Below are 16,653 nucleotides of genomic sequence, written 5' to 3'. Positions count from 1 at the left end.
TTTATATCCTATATAAAGTGATATCAAGATCAAGGCATATCCTATGAGAAAAAGAATATACTGAATCGGTTTCGCATCAGAAAACCCAAGTCCTGGCAAAACAAAAAACAAAGGACACAGTACAAGACCAGCTACAATTCTTAGTTGTTCTTCATCCATAGTATTATTCGTTTTAGTTGTTAGTAAAGAAGGCATCGACGAACCACGAGGCGAAGAGCTCTGCCGAGTTCTCTCCGTGTCTATCGCTAGACTCCCCAGGGTTGACCTCGATCACAAACTGAGGGGTAGCATCGATCGTAAAGTATCGCCCACCCTTAGCTTTGATCAGTCTGTCGGCAGCCTCCAGCACGATGTCGGGGATCGGTAGTCCGTCCCTGCGATAGACCTTTCCGTTGAGCACCCAGTAGCGGGTGTCATGCTCTATGATATAGTTCTTGTCCATCACTTGGCGGATGCAATACTTCTCTCCAGGCATCTTATCAAAGTGCGTCCGCATCTCCGCAAAGGAGTGCCGAGGGTAGATCGACATTCCCTCGCCCCAAGCCTCGAGCGCCTTTGCGTCCTTCTTGATAAAAGCCTCTCGCCACCCTCGGCGAGCCATCTCCTTATCGACACGCTCGTCTAGCTGATCCACAAAAAAAGTGGGGATAGAGAGATCCTCGATCACCGGTAGGTAGCGGTGCATCATTAGGTAGAAGTTGTTGATGTCATACGTATGTATGTACCGAGGGTCGGTCGGATAGTTCTTAGGATCATAGATCGTTGCGCTACGATAGATCAGATGCTCCGCCTCTGGCAGTGGGGTCAGTCCGATAGGGATGCCCGCCCGCTGGAAAGCTTCAGAGTCTTCTCGCCAGAAGCGGATCACTTGCCCTTTTTCCTCCCAGTCTTCCTGGAAGACAACTTGATAAGGTATACTCATAGGTTCGTTGCTCTTAATTTTCGTGCTCAAACAGTGCATGCAGCCACACCGCAATCGAGATGCGGACGCAGTAAGCGCAGTAAAGCTTATAGTCAAACTTAAAGACATTCGTCTCTCGCATCACCTGCGTACTCTCAGGCGAGAAGATCGGGTGACGTAGCAGATCATACGCCTCCTCAAAGAGACGAGTCACCACAGGCTTTGCCGCCTCCAGACCACTCAATGATAGCCCATTGAAGTCTGCTACATAGTGATACTCCGCTAGCTCACGGGGTAGAAACTCACGGAAGAAGTGCCGCGCCCAGAGCTTCCAAGCGTCAAACGGCTTACCCAGTCGTAGATTGTAGATTGCCTCGATAATCTCAGGATCTGCATAGAAAGAGACCAGCTCCACACCTCTCGGGCGATAGATCAAGTCATCCTCCCAGGGGACGGTAAACTCGTTGCCGATGTTAAAGCTCATAGCTCCAGCCTCCGTAGGGATCGCATCAACAAAGAGCGTGTCAGCTCCCTGCCCACCAAAGATCACCTCCACGCCATCGCGCCGTGCCTCCTCAGCGATCGTCGTGGCCGAGTCGTAGTTCTTGATATAGCTGTCGGGGATCTGATGAAAGGGGTATTGATCCAAGAGATTGTAAAATGGGTGCTCGTCCGCATGGACATAGCAGGCGCGCTCCCCGAGAGGAGCTAATAGGTCTTGTATATGGCGCTCCGTACGAAACTCATAGCGGTCCGTCACCTTGCCATATAGATTGAAGGGAATGCCGAAGTGATGTAGCAATCCGATGATTAGACTGGAGTCCAGTCCTCCGCTCAAATGCACCCCGATCTTCCGTCCCTCAAAGCGTGCGAAGTAGCGCTCCACAGTATCTAAGAAGAGTGACATGGTCATCTCCCGCTGTCGTGGCACAAAGCTCTCCTCCTCCATCGCTCCTGTCTCCCTGTTGTAGTGGAAGCCTGGCATCACAGGCGTTATATCGGGAAAGAGTGGTCGCCACTCCGTGATGCGCATCTCCCCGAGCGCATCATTGTAGAGGCGGTTGTCTATATTATAGTCTCGCCACAAACCAGCCCGTAGCTCCTCGACGATGTTCGCTTGGAGTGCTCCTGTCTTATGGTTGTAAAAGGAGAGCGTGGGCTGTGGTAATATCTCTGATCTCAGCTTCATCGGAATATCGCTACGGGGGCATAGTTGACCCAGTTATTGTCATAGTAGTCAGCGTGCATACCATCCTCTAGCACCCAAGCGTGCATCTGCACTGAGGGGAGGAAGGCTCCGACAAACATCGCCCCATGCTTGCGAAAGCGCCTAGAGGTGCTACGGGCGAAAAAGGCTCGAGGCAGACAAAGGTTGCGTTGCTGCTCACCAGGGTAAAGCTTGTAGTAGACGCGGGTGGCGACCCCTGCGTCAGGATAGCAGCGCAGAGGGATCTTAGCCCATAGACGACCGAGTGGAAAAGCGTGCCGACAGAGCCATGTCAAGATAGATGCGTAGAGCCGTACCCCGAGGGCGATGCGCTGCGGTGTCGTAGGGAGTGCTCTCCCCCTGAGGAGGTAGGGATCGGTGACCTCGCTCAGGCACTTGCCTGCGATACCCCCTATCGTTGGCACCACCGCATCAGTTGGTTTGGCGGGTCGCCTCATCAAGCTACCGGTGATCCCCTCAAAGAAGTAAACATCCCCCTGATAGTGGACTGGCATACGTATCATAGCTTCGTCGTCTGTCCCTGTGCCTCAAACAATTTCTTTGCGGTCTCCTTGACGGTCTTGCGGTAGTTATCAATGGCTGTGCAGTTGTCGTCATTCTCTTTCTTGACTTGATCTTTGCCTCCAATACAGCAACACCTTAAACAACAGATGGCGATTGCAGATCCAACTATCACAACACCAGAGAAGATTAGTAGGAGACAAGTCTTCGACCACTCCTTACAGAGAGAACACTCAGACGAGAAGCACCAAGCTACGATCGTCAGCACCAGTATCGCAAGCCAAACACCGAGAACGTACCGACTGAGTGTGAGGTTGACATTACTGACAGAGTATCTTTTTTTCTTCTTGGGATCTATGGGATGCTGAAAGAGCGGTCCGATAAAGTCCTCCCCGAGCACATCTACATACTGCTCCCAGTTTACCTGCCAATACTTACTTCCCCTATTGGCGCAGACCCACGCAGAGGCGGCAACAATTCCAACGCATTCGACAGTGATCAGAAGTGTATAGATGAGATCTTGCTCCACCTTACCGCATAGTCCTAGGAGTGTGAGGATCAAGCTAAAGCCTCCGAGAGCAAGAAATGCATCGAAGAAGTACCTCGTACGCTGCCAGTATAGTCCTATCTCAAACTTACGGGTGTCTAGTGCTACCTCGAGTGCTGCCCTGTAGATTTGAGACTTTATTTCTTCCTCAGTCTTCATATTCTTACTGCTTTAGGAATAAAGATGATAGGGCAGCTGTGACCGAAGCCACAACTGCCCTAAGGGTTCATCTGTGATTAGTTCTGGCCATAGTCGTTAAAAGTATCTTCAGGTCTTGTAGATCTCCAGTGGTTGTAGCCATCGATATCTTCCACTCCGCTGGATTTCTTACCACGGATGTCCTTTGCACTGGCGTGCATCTCTGCTCCGAAGAGCACATTCATTAGTTTGTTCATATTGTTATTATGAATTAAGTTAAGTGCCTACTCTGTTAGATTGGATTTTCGGCTTCCTCCATGGGTCTTCGTCCTTGGGCTGAAGGGGCTACGTCATGCCATACCTGATGATATAGCTTCCTGACTAAATAGCTCTGTCAACCCTAAGACATCTTGATTGCACTACTTGCCCCAGATATCTTCGAGCTCTTTAGCATCCTTCAGGTCTTGCTCACTCATCTCGCTCTCATCTATCTCGTAGTCATCATCGTAGTCATCATCATCGTAGTCATCATCATCGTCGTCGTCATGACGAGTGCGACGTCTCTCTTTGCGCTTACGCTCCTTTTTAGCCTGCCTTGCGCGCCTTGCTTGCTCGCGCTTTTTCTTCTTGGCTTTACGCTTAGAGCTAGACCTCTTGAAGAAGCGGTGAATCCTCTTCAAGGTCTTGATGATTACGTAGATGACGAACCCTACTGTGAGTAAGATTAGTAGCAATGATCCGATTGCACTTTTATCGTCCATAAGCTTGTTCTTTAGTTTGTGATTAGTATTGATTAGGTTATTGATTCTTGATGCGTTAAGGCAGATGCAGGTGAATGTGTATCTCGATAGGCTGTGCGGTGCGATCCTTACGATGCTCCTTATGCTTTGCCTTATGGTGCTTCTTGCCTTTTTTCTTCTTGCTTGTCGGTGGCTCCGCCTGAGCTGAGACCTCTATGGTTGCAGCTTCTGCAACATCTGTTTCTGTGGAGTCTATCTCTGCGGTCGGTTGTGGTGCAGCTGTTTCCACAATACTTTCTTCCTTAGTTGTCTCTTCTTCTGTGTCTGCCTCTTCTAGTGATGCTTCCTTTTGGGAGGTCTCGCTCTTCTTTTTGAATATGTCCCGTAGACTAGTGGTCCGTATTCCTTTTTTCTCGCTCGGCTTTGTCTCTGGGCTCTTTGGTTGGTCTATCTGATCCATAGGCTCGCTGGGAGCCTCAGCTTGGGGAGTCTCTGTCAGGGGTGTGTCCTCCTGAGCTACAACTTCTGTCTGTGCAGTTGGTTGCGGTTCGGGCGTAGATGTTGATCGGGAGGGCGGAGTTGCTGACCAACAGTCATCATCACAATCACGTATTATGGTGACGCCCATTGGTAGAGGCCCCCGTACAACGTGAGGGGTAGTAGGACGCTGAGGAGCAACAGGCTTTGTCTCAGAGGCTTTTACCTTTTGCGCAAGTCTCTTCATATCATTTGTGACTGCTTTTTTGACAAGGTCTTCGACTTTAGTGATTGTTATTGCCATAGCGTGGGGAGTGTTGGTCTAGGGATACAACGAAGGGCTTGTGAGGAGTGAGTGGCTCTTCACAAGCGAATAGGGTACGACCATCGGGGCGGACGCTGGTGGCATCAGCCTGCGGGTCGTGTGATATGGATGATGGGTTGCCCCTGTGTAGTCGCCTATAGAGCGTCTATACGTGCGATTTTCGGGGGGGGGGGGCGAACATGCTGCCTATCAGTAAGATATGGCGGTGGAGAAGCTCTGAGGTGGCTCTACAGATGTGCGTAGTGGCGTGGTGCAGAGAGCTAGGCTCGCTACGATGATCTGTAGCAAGACGGTCGTGGTGAGACTTCGTAGTACGATACTTATAGATAGTACCACAGCTATCAATACTATACGCTGTCAGAGCCATCTAGGCAATTACGGTTAGTTACTTTTCTTTTGAGGAACTATTCTCTGATAGGTAATGTCCTGTACAAAGGTAAAACTTTATTTTGAGTCGTGCAAGAGTGCGGGGATTAGAGGTTAGAGGGGAGACGAGTAACGGTTGTAGGGACGCACGGTCGTGCGTCCGTTGTGTCAAAAGTTACGTCGTTCGTTGTATCAAAGGTTACAGCGTCGTGGTTTTAACGGGGACGGACGCACGAGCCGTGCGTCCCTACACAGGGCTACACGTCACGGTTGGTTCTTCCTGGCTCTACAAGAGGTCGTTGCCGATGTCGTGGCGGTAGTTCTTGCCCTCGTAGAGTGTCTGCGTGGCGGTGCGATAGCACGCCTTCTGAGCCTCCTGGATGGTGGTGGCTCGTGCCGTGATAGCGAGGACGCGTCCACCATTGGTGACGATGTGTCCCTCTTCATCAAGCGCTGTGCCTGAGTGGTAGATGCGTATACCCTCTACTGGCTCTGGGAGCTGGATTGGGAAGCCCTTGTCGTAGTGCCCAGGGTACCCCTTGGAGACGAGGACGAGCGTCATGGCTACCTCGGGAGAGACCGCTAGGTTGTATTGTGCTACCTGACCTGTCGCCATGGCGATGAGTAGCTCGAGGAAGTCGCTCTCAATGCGTGGCAGTACGACCTCGGTCTCGGGGTCGCCTAGACGGCAGTTGTACTCGATGACGTAGGGATCGCCTGCGACATTCATCAGTCCGATGAAGAGGAAGCCAACGTACTGTATGCCTTCCTCTTGCAAGCCCTCTAGCGTGGGGCGAATGACACGCTCCTCAACACGCTGCATGAAGGCTTCATCGGCAAAAGGAACGGGACTGACGGCTCCCATACCGCCTGTATTGGGACCTGTGTCACCATCGCCGACACGCTTGTAGTCCTTGGCAACGGGCAGGACGCAGTAGTCGGTGCCATCGGTAGCTACAAAGACGGAGCACTCGATGCCTTCGAGAAATTCCTCAATGACGATGCGCTGACCACGACTACCAAACATACCGCTGAAGAGTTGACCTAGTCCCTGCTCCGCCTCCTCACGGTCTTGGCAGATGAGGACTCCCTTGCCGGCTGCTAGACCGTCGGCCTTGAGTACAAAGGGAGCGGAGAGTTGATCAAGGAACTCCTCAGCTTCCTCAATGTCTTGAGGACCGAAGGTTTCGTAGCTAGCTGTCGGTACGCCGTGGCGACGCATAAACTCCTTGCTGTACTCCTTGCTACCCTCTAGGTGGGCTCCAGCCTTGTCGGGACCGATGATGAGCAGGTCGGGATGGCGTGCGTCCTCCTGCAGGTAGTCGACGAGCCCATCGACGAGCGGAGCCTCGGGTCCACAGACGAGGAGGGTGACCCCGTGGGTGGCGATGAACTGGCTGACCGCCTCATGCTTGGCGGGATTGAGGTCAGGGACGTTGGTCCCGTAAGTAGCAGTCCCCGCATTGCCTGGAGCTATGTACAACTTCCTGAGTAGCTTGCTCTCAGCTATGGCAGCTGCCATGGCGCACTCACGCCCACCGCTGCCGAGGAGGAGGACAGTCTGAGGAGCTTTCACCATTTCAATCTTAGCGAACTTCATAAATTCAGCGTCTGTAGACTTCTTTTCGTCTTGCTTTGTGTTGGGATAGATAAGGCTCATAAGTGTTCCTGGAAGTAACGTGTTATGATATGGTTGAGGTGCACACGGTCGGGTCCGATGACGTTGTGCTTGTGGCCTGGGTAGTAGTAGAGGTCGGGGTAGGTCTGTGCATCTACACATGCCTTGACAAAGGCCTGGGCGTGCTGCCATACGACGACATTGTCGGAGGTGCCGTGGATGAGGAGGAGACGCCCCTTGAGATCTTTGGCACGCTCGATGAGGTTATTGCGCTGGTAGCCATCAGGATTGTCCTGGGGAGCGTCATTGTAGCGCTCGCCATACATGATCTCGTAGCGAGACCAGTCCATAACGGGCCCGCCAGCGACACCGACCTTAAAGGTCTCGGGATGGGTAAGCATGAGGTTGGTAGTCATAAAGCCCCCAAAGCTCCAGCCGTACACGCCGATGCGATTGCGATCGACATAGGGGAGGCTCTGAAGGTACTCAACGCCCTTCATCTGATCGGCCATCTCAGCGGTACCGACCTGACGATGGATAACCTGCTCAAAGGCGGCGCCTCGCTGAGCGCTACCACGACTATCCACCGTGAAGATGATGTACCCCTGCTGTGCCATATACAGATCCCAGCCCGAAGCGCCCCACTGTGGCGTATTCGTGACGAGCTGAGCGTGCGGACCACCGTAGACGTAGACGATGGCGGGGTACTCCTTCATCTCGTCAAGATTAGATGGTGTGATGAGTCGGTAGTAAAGCTCGGTCTTGCCATCAGCTGCTAGGAGCGTGCCGACGGTAATATTTGGCATATCCAGCTTGCGCCAGGGATCAGGCGCCTGGTGTATGAGACGTAGCTGTAGACCGTTGCAGTCATGGAGCATGACAGAGCGAGCGATGGTGGCGCTCTGCAGCTGGTCTATATAGTACTGCTTGTCGGGACTAAAGGTAGCTTCGTGCGTGCCAGCTACCTTGCTTAGCTGTATGGTACGTCCTCGCTTGAGTTCGCTGACGAAGATGTGTCTTTCAAGCGGTGAGGGGTAAGCGGCCTGGAAGTATATGCGCTCGCCCTTGGGGTCGAAGCCGTAGATGTCAGTGATCTCACCCTCCATATCAGTGAGCTTGCGAATGAGCTTGCCCGTGCTACTATAGAGATAGAGCTGGTGATAGCCCTCACGACGGGACTCCCAGACGAACTGCTCGCCTCGGCTCCCAGGGACAAACATCATCGGGCGCTGAGGCTCAACATAGTGCGCATCGGTCTCCTCAAAGAGCGTCTCGGTGCGCGCTCCCGTCTGGGCATCGTAGCCGTTGAGGAAGAGATGGTCCTGACCTCTATTCAGCTCGGCTATGTAAACCTTCTGGCTGTTGGGGTGCCACGCCACATTGGTCAGGTAATGCTCGGGGTCGCCACCAGTCTCTAGGTAAGTGGTCTGCTGGTTCTCTATATGAAAGACTCCTAGCGTCACATGGTGCGAAGGAGACCCCGCCATCGGGTAGCGAACGGGCTGGACGACCGCCTTGTGGGGTGTCATGTCAACGATGGGATAAGGTGCGACCATCGACTGATCCATACGGTAGAAAGCCAGCTGGCGACTGTCTGGACTCCAGAAGAGTCCACCGTCAATGCCGAACTCGTTCTGGTGAACGGACTCGCCATAGACGACTGCAGCCTCCGCCTCGTCCGTAGCGACTAGCGTAGGAGCCTGAGGTTTGCTCCCGGCGGGCTGTAGCGTATATATAAGGAGTGTACCCTCCTCGCTCTTGACCGCTAGGTTGCGTTCGTTAGGGCTGAGGAGCGAAGCGCGCTTTTCGGTGTCACCAGTGGCGAAGTATCCGACGATTAGCTTTTGCTCTACATCTATTAAGTAAAGGCCCTTGGACAGCTCCACCTCTAGGTAGTGGCACTGCGGAGTGAAAGCGTAAGCTACCAGCGGATTAAGCTTGTCAGTATCATCGTAAGGCTTGAGAAGCTGTACGAGCTCGCCCTGCGTGAGGACGGTCTGCTCCTGTGCTCTCGTGGGGGTGTAGATCCGTAGGCTCTTGTAGTCGCCGCCTGCTACCGTATAGGTGTAGCCACTCTGTAGCCACGTGAGTCCGTAGACGGGCTGCGGGTAGAAGTCTGACCAAAAGCGCTTGCCCCCTGATGTGACAGTCTCCAGGTCTAGCGGTTGCTTCGTCTGTCCCTGTAGGAGTGGTGTGAGCGTTAGCGTAAGAGCTCCGAAGAGCCATAGAGCGTAGTGACGCAATGTGCTATTCATAGATCAATATGGTGCGATAGATGTTACTTATTCGTTGTCGTTTGCTTCAGCCTTATGGACGAATGTCTCGTCGCTGCCGAAGGTTTGGATATTGGCCTTGTAGCCAGAGCTAGAGGAGCCAGCGGGACGGGGTCCTTTCGTACGCTGTGCGCCACGCTGTGCGGGCTTGCCGTAGCCACGCTCCTTGCTGTAAGACGGCTTGTCGTGCCCAGCTCGATGTCTGCGGGGCTCTTGACCTTTACCACGGTGAAACGCTTCGCGCTCTCTCCGCTGAGGAGCTTCCTCACCACGCTGAGCGATCTGCTCTTTGTACTCCTTGTGCTTGCCCTCGAAGAGCGTATAGCCACGCAACTCGCAGGGTAGCGATCCATTGTAGAGCTCCTCGCGCAGATCGTGCTTGAGCCCGATGGCGTGAAAGTGTTCCACCTGATGAGCGATGATCCACGCCTGAGCTCCAGCGAACTGGAACTTGAGCGTACGACCGATCATACTGTAGAGCTGCTCGAGGTCGTAGTCTGAGAGACGCTCCCCATAAGGCGGATTCATCACGAGCAGACACTTAGGCTCTGTCTCCGCATTGGGGTGGGGCAGGTGCTGATCGGCAAAGTCGCCCACTGAGAGGTCAATGTAGCGAGACATACCCGAGCGGGTGACGTTGCGCTTAGCTTTGGCAATGGCTTGAGGCGATAGGTCCGAGCCGTAGATGTGGTAGTCGAAGGAGCGCTCCGTCGAGTCGTCGTTGTACACCTCACTGCAAAGCTCACTATCGAAGTCCGGCCACCGCTCGAAGGGGTAGCTCTCACGGTAAATGCCTGGAGGCGTACCCGTAGCGATCAGCGCAGCCTCCACGAGGAAGGTGCCCGACCCGCAGAAGGGATCCATCAGATCGCACTGCCCATGCCAGCCCGCCTTGAGCAGGATGCCCGCAGCCAGCACTTCGTTGATAGGAGCACGGTCCTGCTCCATACGATAGCCCCGCTTGTGTAGGCTCTCGCCCGACGAATCTAGGCAGAGCGTCACGTGCTGCTCGGCGATGTGTAGGTGAAAGATCAGCTGCGGGTTCGAGAGCTTGACCGAGGGACGCTTCGTGCCACCCGTTTGCTCTCTAAAGTAATCGACGATAGCGTCTTTCGTCTTGTAGACGACGTACCGACTATGCTTGAAGGTCGATGAGTAGACGACCGCATCGACCGCAAAGGTCATATCGGCCGTGAGCCACTGGCTCCAGTCGAAGTGGAGCAGCGTCGTGTAGAGGATGTCTATATCCTCCGCATCAAACTCATAGATGGGTCTCAGCACCTTAAGCGCTGTGCGTAGATACAGATTGGACTTGTAGAGCATCTTGAGATCTCCTTCGTAGGAGACCATGCGACGTCCTATCTGTATGTTGTTCGCACCGAGGGCTATCAATTCTTGTTCCAATACAGGCTCCAGCCCAGGGAGCGTCTTGGCGATCATGGGAAAGATCTTCGTCATGCTTTATAAGTCGGTTCTAGCTGTAAAAGTACAAAATAAACGGCTAACGAGCTACTGTATGAGGTGCCGTGTCAAGGCTAAGGCATAATCTATGGTGAGTTCGTCTAGGTCTCTATGGAGGAAATCGCAAATTGCTCTATAGGGATTTTTCATTATCCACCGAGGAATGGGAAAATTCTTCGGACTTGTGATTTCATTCTTCCGAAGTTTCATTTCATTCTTCCGAACTTTTATTTCGGCCCTCCGTGGGGAATTTTCGTTTGCTCCGTGGAGATCTTCGATTTCCTCGGGAGAAACTCGAATCATCGGAGATGACTGAGGAATCAGAGTGGACCTGTAGCGCTGTGTAGCAACGCTCGCTCTGGGTATCCTGGATTATTGTCATACGTAGCTTAGAGATGGTAGATTATTAGGTGTCAGACTTGAGTGTTGTGTGCCTCGAAAAGGGATCTGACAGCGTGGGGGTGAAGGTTATCTCCGCCCAGCGACGGGTCTGCGGCGTGAGCTGGTAGTCGGCACTACGGCAGAGACCGACCAGCCAGAGCGTAGTGCCTGTGTGGCTGTCGATGAGTTGCGCTGTAGACGCTCTGCGTGAGGGTAGAATCTTCGCATCGCGCAGGAGCTTCGCTAGTTGCTTGCGCCCTTTCAGACCAAGCGGTGCGATCCATTGCTCGCCATCCGTAGAGGCTCTGAGCTGTAGCTGAGGCGCTCTCAACAGAAGTTGGTCGTAGTCGGCCAAATAGCTGTAAGGTGTGAGCGTCCGAATCGCAGGTGGTGGTGTCTCCGAGGAGTCGTGTACCGCTATCTTTATTGAGCCTAGCGGGTGATCCAGCGTGGCTCCCGCTTGCCAGCTCGCTATGGCGGGCAGCTCTAGGCAAACGCTCGTCGCCTGCTCCAGATGCGCCAGCGTCTCACTCGTCGTGCCTATCAGGTAACCCCGATAGCGCTCAATGATCCCGCTACGTCCCTCGTAGCGAGCGTAGCTGTCGGCACGCTCAGGCTTTGCGCAGTCCATAAGAAGTTGCTGTAGTACCAAGCGATCACAGTCGATGACCGCAAAGTGGCTGTAGAGAAGTGTCAGCGGAGCTATCTGCTGACGGAGCCACGCGATCTCTAGTGGCTGGCTCGCGTCTGCGGGGAGGGTACTCCTTATATAGTAGTCCTGCAACTGCTCCAAGTCCCGCAGGATATGAATCGTTGAGGCGACCGCTTGGTCAAAGGAGGGGTTCAACTGGTCAAAGAGTGGGCGCAACGTGTGCCGGACGAAGTTGCGCCGTATGGTTGTGTCGGCATTCGTCGAGTCTGTCACAAAAGGCTGTCCAGCCGTTTGCAAGAAATCATAGATAAGACGAGGTGGCGTGTCGATGAGCGGACGAATATACTTCCCCTCCTCACGCATGGGGAGCATGCCCCGCAGTCCTCGTACGCCTGCTCCTTGGGAGAGGTTGATCAGGAGCTGCTCCACATTGTCCTCTAGATGATGTCCTAATGCGATACACTGCGCATCGTACCGCTCATACAGCTCGTCAAAGAAGTGGTATCTCAGCTCCCGCGCCGCCATCTCTACGCTCACCCCCTGGTGCGTGGCCACATATCCGTATGTGTCAAAGGAGGCGCGCTCTAACGGCACTCCCAGCTGCGCACAGAGCTCTGTGACAAACGCTTCGTCACGGTCGCTCTCGTCGCCTCGCAGGTGAAAGTTACAATGTGCCGCCACGCAGCGGTAGCCCAAAAGCGAAAGCCCCCACAGAAGCGCCGTTGAGTCGGCACCTCCGCTGAGGGCTATGATGACCACCCGCTCGCTGTCTCGCTCTAGCAGATCATACTGCTCGATCGTACGACGCATCTGATGCACCAAAGCATGATTGAGTAGCGTACGTCGCTGAGACACAGTGCGAGGGATGAATGTCGTAAAGGGAGAGAAGAGCGACAGGCCGTCCGAAGAAGCTCGTCGCTGGGTAGGGAAGATTTACTACTCCTCGTTATCCTTGCTAGAGGTAGCCTTCTTAGTACTCTTAGGCGTAGCCTTCTTCTTGGAGGCAGTAGCCTTCTTAGCCTCCTTCTTCTTTGAGTCAGCCTGCTCATCTGTGAGCTCTACAGGCTCCTCCTCAATGTCTGGGTCGATGAGTACACGACCGCAATACTCGCAGACGATGACCTTGTTGTGGAGCTTGACCTCTAGCTGGCGCTGTGGTGGTATATGGTTAAAGCAACCGCCACAAGCCTCACGCTCTACGGGTACCACGGCAAGACCGTTGGTAGCACCCTTGCGAAGGCGGAGGAAAGCCTTGAGGATACGCTCGTCGATCTGTGCCTCTAGCTCGTTGGCACGATCACGGAGCTGCTCCTCCTCGATGCGGGTCTCAGCGATGATCTGCTCTAGCTCCTCGCTCTTAGCCTGATGATCCTCCTCACGCTCCTTGATACGCTCTTGGAGCTTGGCGACATCATCCTTGCGACCTTGGAGCTCTGCGTTGAACTCTCGGATGTGCTTCTGTGCGAGCTGTATCTCAAGCTCCTGAAACTCGATCTCTCGTGACAGATGCTCATACTCGCGGTTATTGCTCACCGCATTGAGTTGCTCCTTGAGCACTGCGAGCTTATCGTTTGCTGTCGCGATCTTTTGGTTCTCGCCACTGACCGACTGCGTGAGCTTCTTGGCAGCCACGTTGTACTTCTCTAAGCGTGTCTTCAGTCCCTCGATTTCGTCCGCTAGATCTTCGATAGCTTGGGGTAGCTCGCCTCGCAACAGCTTGATCTTGTCAATACTGGTGAGCGTCTCCTGTAGACGCTTGAGAGCGATGAGTTTCTCCCTGATACTACGCTCGGCTACTTCGTGGGTCGTTGTATTAGTACTCATAGATGGTATTGCTTAGAAATAGTGAATAGGATTGGTGTCAGCATCTGACATATGGATGACAAAGTTACGATATTTATCCGACAACGCATCATAGAGCATCGTACGCGTGCAGTGCTCACTCTCGAAGTGTCCCAGCGTAATCAGCCAGAGACGGTCCTGCACGTCGAGATAGTCGTTGTACTTTGCCTCACCAGTTATATAAACCTCTGCGCCTGAGTGCAGTGCCTCTCCGATGAACTCGTGACCGCCGCCACTACCGCCACAAAGCGCCACACGACGGATCGGCTGCGTGGGGGGATTTGAGTAAGCGATGCGCTCCACTGCGGGCAGCGTAGCTAGGTGCTCGAGGAACTCCTGCGGAGAGAGTTCACTCGGTAGCTCGCCAACGATGCCTAGCCCGCTCGTCGGGTGATCCATCACGATCGGGATCACCTCGTAGGCTGGCACCTCATAGGGGTGCGTCGCTACGAGCGTTGTGAGGGCTTGCGAGAGTCGCTCCTGTGGCACGAGCACGGAGATCATCTCCTCCTCAACCGCCTCCATGGCGCCATGCGTACCGATCGTTGGATGTGTCTCTGCGCCTGGACGGAAGCGCCCCACGCCCGAGCAACTGTAACTACAGCCCGTGTAACCTCCCAGCGAACCAATACCCGCCTCCTCGTATGCGCTACGTAACGCATCAGCGTGGCTGTGCGGGATGAAGGTCTGTAGCTTGTAGAAGCGTCCTCGCTGAGGCATCATTGGTCGCCGCCCCTCATGCTTGAGACCGATCAGATTGGCCAAGTAATGATTTACGCCCTGGCTCACCTCATTGTCTGCCGAAGTGTGACAGGCGTAGATAGCTATATTATTTCTCAGGGCAAAAGCTACGCAGCGCTCTTGATAGGTCGCTGGTGTGATTCGCTTAAGCCCTCGAAAGAGGATCGGGTGATGCGATACGAGCAGGTTGCACCCACGCTGCAGGCACTCCTCAAGGACTGCCTCGGTCGTCTCCACAGCCAGCATAATGCCACGCAGTGGCTGCGTCACATCGCCCACCTGAAGGCCCGAGTTGTCGTAGCTCTCCTGGTAGCTCAGCGGGTAGCACTCCTCTATCGTACGAACTACATCTCCGATCGTGACCATAAGGACTCCTTATATATTATAGTGTCTCCCGCACCGTCAGGTGTAGCTCGTCGAGCTGCTCGGGATCTAGTCGTGCGGGTGCATCAATCATCACATCACGACCCGAATTGTTCTTCGGGAAGGCGATACAGTCACGTATCGAGTCCAGCTCAGCCATGAGCGATACCCAGCGATCTAGGCCAAAGGCGATACCGCCGTGAGGAGGTGCGCCATACTTAAAGGCGTTCATCAAGAAGCCAAACTGCTCCTCGGCACGCTCCTTCGTAAAGCCTAGTGCTGCAAAGACCCGCGCCTGTAGCTCCGCATCGTGGATACGGATAGAGCCACCGCCCACCTCAACACCGTTGATCACCATGTCGTAAGCATCGGCACGGACACTGCCTGGGTCGCTCTCGAGACGATCCTGATCCTCAGGCTTCGGTGCGGTAAAGGGGTGGTGCATCGCATAGTAGCGTTGCGTCTCCTCGTCCCACTCGAGTAGCGGGAAGTCAACTACCCAAAGGCACTCGTAGTGCCCTGGCTTCATCAGCCCCAGCTCGGAGGCAACGTGTAGACGTAGCGTGCCCAGTTGCTTCTGCGCAGCACGCTTGCCTCCTGAGATGAGGAGCGCAATGTCGCCTGGCTGCATGGAAAGCTGGTCAGCAAGTGCTTTGAGCTGGTCGGCCGTGAGGAACTTGTCGAAGCTGCTCTTCATCGTTCCATCAGCCTGATAGCGTAGCCAGAGTAGTCCCTTGGCGCCCACCTGTGGACGCTTGACAAAGTCAGTCAGCTGGTCTATCTGCTTGCGCGTGTAGTCCGCCTTGCCCGTGACCACGATAGCGCCGATGTACTCAGCATCATCAACCACGCCAAAGCCATGACCCTGGATCGTCTTGGTCACCTCCTCGATCTCCATGCCGAAGCGCAGATCGGGCTTGTCGCTACCGTAGCGATCCATAGCCTCGTACCAAGTCATGCGACGTAGTGGCGTGGGGAGGTCAATGCCTCGGATCTCCTTAAAGAGATGCTTCGCCAGCCCCTCGAAGGTACTCAAGATGTCGTCCTGCTCCACGAAGCTCATCTCGCAGTCTATCTGCGTGAACTCTGGCTGACGGTCGGCACGTAGGTCCTCATCTCTAAAGCACTTCACGATCTGGAAGTAACGATCCATACCGGCCACCATCAAGAGCTGCTTGAAGGTCTGTGGCGACTGAGGTAATGCATAAAACTGCCCCGGGTTCATACGACTAGGCACCACAAAGTCACGCGCACCCTCAGGCGTCGAACCGATTAGCATCGGCGTCTCTATCTCTAGGAAGTGAAGTCCATCAAGGTAGCGTCTCGTCTCCATCGTCATACGGTGACGTAGCTCTATATTGCTCAGCACTGGTCTACGACGTAGGTCCAGATAGCGGTACTTCATACGTAGGTCATCGCCACCGTCGCTCACATCCTCGATGGTAAAGGGTGGTGTGTCGGCACGGTTGAGCACCTTCAGGCTCTCTGCGAGGATCTCGATCTGCCCCGTGGGGATCTTCTCATTGACACTGCTACGCAGGCGCACGGTGCCAGTCACTGCCAGCACCCACTCACGCCCCACCTCACTGAGGAGAGCCTGATGCGACTCATCAAAGAAGATCTGCGTAATGCCATATCTATCACGTAAGTCAAGGAAGGTCATAGCTCCCATGCGACGAATCTTAGCTACCCAACCAGCGAGCGTCACCTGCAGACCCTCGTCAGAGGCACGCAGAGCTCCACACGTATGCGTTCTGTACATAATCTGATGCTACCTAGTGTCTATATCTATCTTTAGCTTGTATCATAGAGAGGTCAAGGCTCCATATGCCTCACACCTCCACTACCACAAAAGTACACAAAAACAAGCACATCGAGGGTAGCGGGAGAAGATAGAGACTAGAGGTTAGAAATTAGGCGTATAGGTCAAAATGGTGGGTAAAACAGCCTAATAGCCATTTTCGTACTGAAGTATAGGTCAAAATGGTGGACGAAGTAGAAGAAAAAAACAGATACCTTTGTTCGTTGACCTGAAACGTAGCCAGCTCTGCAGGGGTGCAACCGGTGAGGGATACGGTCAATGGAGTCAGAACAGTTTA

Annotated in this window: 15 protein-coding genes; all 15 read right to left on the bottom strand. The window is 53.9% G+C overall.

Annotated elements, in window-relative coordinates:
- Positions 1 to 172: 172 nt before the first annotated feature.
- The 15 genes from Q0X57_RS03470 to aspS all read right to left on the bottom strand — a co-directional run bounded on the left by Q0X57_RS03470 (position 173) and on the right by aspS (position 16,316).
- On the bottom strand, positions 173 to 922 hold the full coding sequence (locus tag Q0X57_RS03470; RefSeq protein ID WP_297727675.1) for a hypothetical protein: 750 nt from the start codon (positions 920 to 922) through the stop codon (positions 173 to 175).
- Positions 923 to 935: 13 nt separating this feature from the next.
- Positions 936 to 2,090 (bottom strand): asparagine synthase-related protein, encoded by a 1,155-nt coding sequence (locus tag Q0X57_RS03465; protein ID WP_297727672.1) that lies wholly within the window; start codon positions 2,088 to 2,090, stop codon positions 936 to 938.
- Positions 2,087 to 2,632: a lasso peptide biosynthesis protein gene (locus Q0X57_RS03460; protein ID WP_297727668.1), complete on the bottom strand. Its 546-nt coding sequence runs from the start codon at positions 2,630 to 2,632 to the stop codon at positions 2,087 to 2,089. The genes Q0X57_RS03465 and Q0X57_RS03460 overlap by 4 nt, the downstream gene beginning before the upstream one ends.
- Entirely contained in the window at positions 2,629 to 3,336 is a 708-nt protein-coding gene (locus Q0X57_RS03455; protein ID WP_297727665.1) for a hypothetical protein, read from the bottom strand. The genes Q0X57_RS03460 and Q0X57_RS03455 overlap by 4 nt, the downstream gene beginning before the upstream one ends.
- Positions 3,337 to 3,413: 77 nt before the next feature.
- Positions 3,414 to 3,572 carry a hypothetical protein gene (locus Q0X57_RS03450; RefSeq protein ID WP_297727662.1) on the bottom strand — a complete coding sequence of 53 codons (159 nt, stop codon included), beginning with the start codon at positions 3,570 to 3,572 and terminating at the stop codon, positions 3,414 to 3,416.
- 162 nt (positions 3,573 to 3,734) lie between these two features.
- A complete protein-coding gene (locus tag Q0X57_RS03445; RefSeq protein WP_297727659.1) occupies positions 3,735 to 4,076 on the bottom strand; it encodes a hypothetical protein in 342 nt (113 codons plus the stop codon).
- 55 nt (positions 4,077 to 4,131) lie between these two features.
- Positions 4,132 to 4,779, bottom strand: a complete 648-nt coding sequence (locus Q0X57_RS03440) for a hypothetical protein (RefSeq protein WP_297727657.1) — start codon at positions 4,777 to 4,779, stop codon at positions 4,132 to 4,134.
- A gap of 267 nt (positions 4,780 to 5,046) precedes the next feature.
- The gene (locus Q0X57_RS03435) at positions 5,047 to 5,193 is read right to left on the bottom strand and encodes a hypothetical protein (RefSeq protein ID WP_297727654.1); all 147 of its coding nucleotides are present in this window, start codon (positions 5,191 to 5,193) and stop codon (positions 5,047 to 5,049) included.
- Between the two features lie 316 nt (positions 5,194 to 5,509).
- Complete coding sequence (purD, locus tag Q0X57_RS03430; RefSeq protein WP_297727651.1) at positions 5,510 to 6,883, bottom strand: phosphoribosylamine--glycine ligase; 1,374 nt, start codon at positions 6,881 to 6,883, stop codon at positions 5,510 to 5,512.
- The gene (locus Q0X57_RS03425; RefSeq protein WP_297727648.1) at positions 6,880 to 9,096 is read right to left on the bottom strand and encodes a S9 family peptidase; all 2,217 of its coding nucleotides are present in this window, start codon (positions 9,094 to 9,096) and stop codon (positions 6,880 to 6,882) included. Before Q0X57_RS03425 ends, purD begins: the two co-directional genes overlap by 4 nt.
- A gap of 27 nt (positions 9,097 to 9,123) precedes the next feature.
- Positions 9,124 to 10,572 carry a THUMP domain-containing protein gene (locus Q0X57_RS03420; RefSeq protein ID WP_297727645.1) on the bottom strand — a complete coding sequence of 483 codons (1,449 nt, stop codon included), beginning with the start codon at positions 10,570 to 10,572 and terminating at the stop codon, positions 9,124 to 9,126.
- Between the two features lie 409 nt (positions 10,573 to 10,981).
- Positions 10,982 to 12,463 carry a tRNA lysidine(34) synthetase TilS gene (gene tilS / locus Q0X57_RS03415; protein WP_297727642.1) on the bottom strand — a complete coding sequence of 494 codons (1,482 nt, stop codon included), beginning with the start codon at positions 12,461 to 12,463 and terminating at the stop codon, positions 10,982 to 10,984.
- Positions 12,464 to 12,544: 81 nt separating this feature from the next.
- Positions 12,545 to 13,432, bottom strand: a complete 888-nt coding sequence (locus Q0X57_RS03410; RefSeq protein WP_297727639.1) for a C4-type zinc ribbon domain-containing protein — start codon at positions 13,430 to 13,432, stop codon at positions 12,545 to 12,547.
- 12 nt (positions 13,433 to 13,444) lie between these two features.
- Entirely contained in the window at positions 13,445 to 14,557 is a 1,113-nt protein-coding gene (locus tag Q0X57_RS03405; RefSeq protein ID WP_297727636.1) for a Nif3-like dinuclear metal center hexameric protein, read from the bottom strand.
- Positions 14,558 to 14,573: 16 nt separating this feature from the next.
- Positions 14,574 to 16,316 carry an aspartate--tRNA ligase gene (gene aspS, locus Q0X57_RS03400; RefSeq protein ID WP_297727633.1) on the bottom strand — a complete coding sequence of 581 codons (1,743 nt, stop codon included), beginning with the start codon at positions 16,314 to 16,316 and terminating at the stop codon, positions 14,574 to 14,576.
- Positions 16,317 to 16,653 lie beyond the last annotated feature (337 nt).

This window comes from uncultured Porphyromonas sp., from assembly GCF_947254915.1.
GTDB lineage: Bacteria > Bacteroidota > Bacteroidia > Bacteroidales > Porphyromonadaceae > Porphyromonas.
The sequence above is the reverse complement of the archived record's forward strand: the minus strand, read 5'-3'. Positions and strand labels throughout refer to the sequence as shown.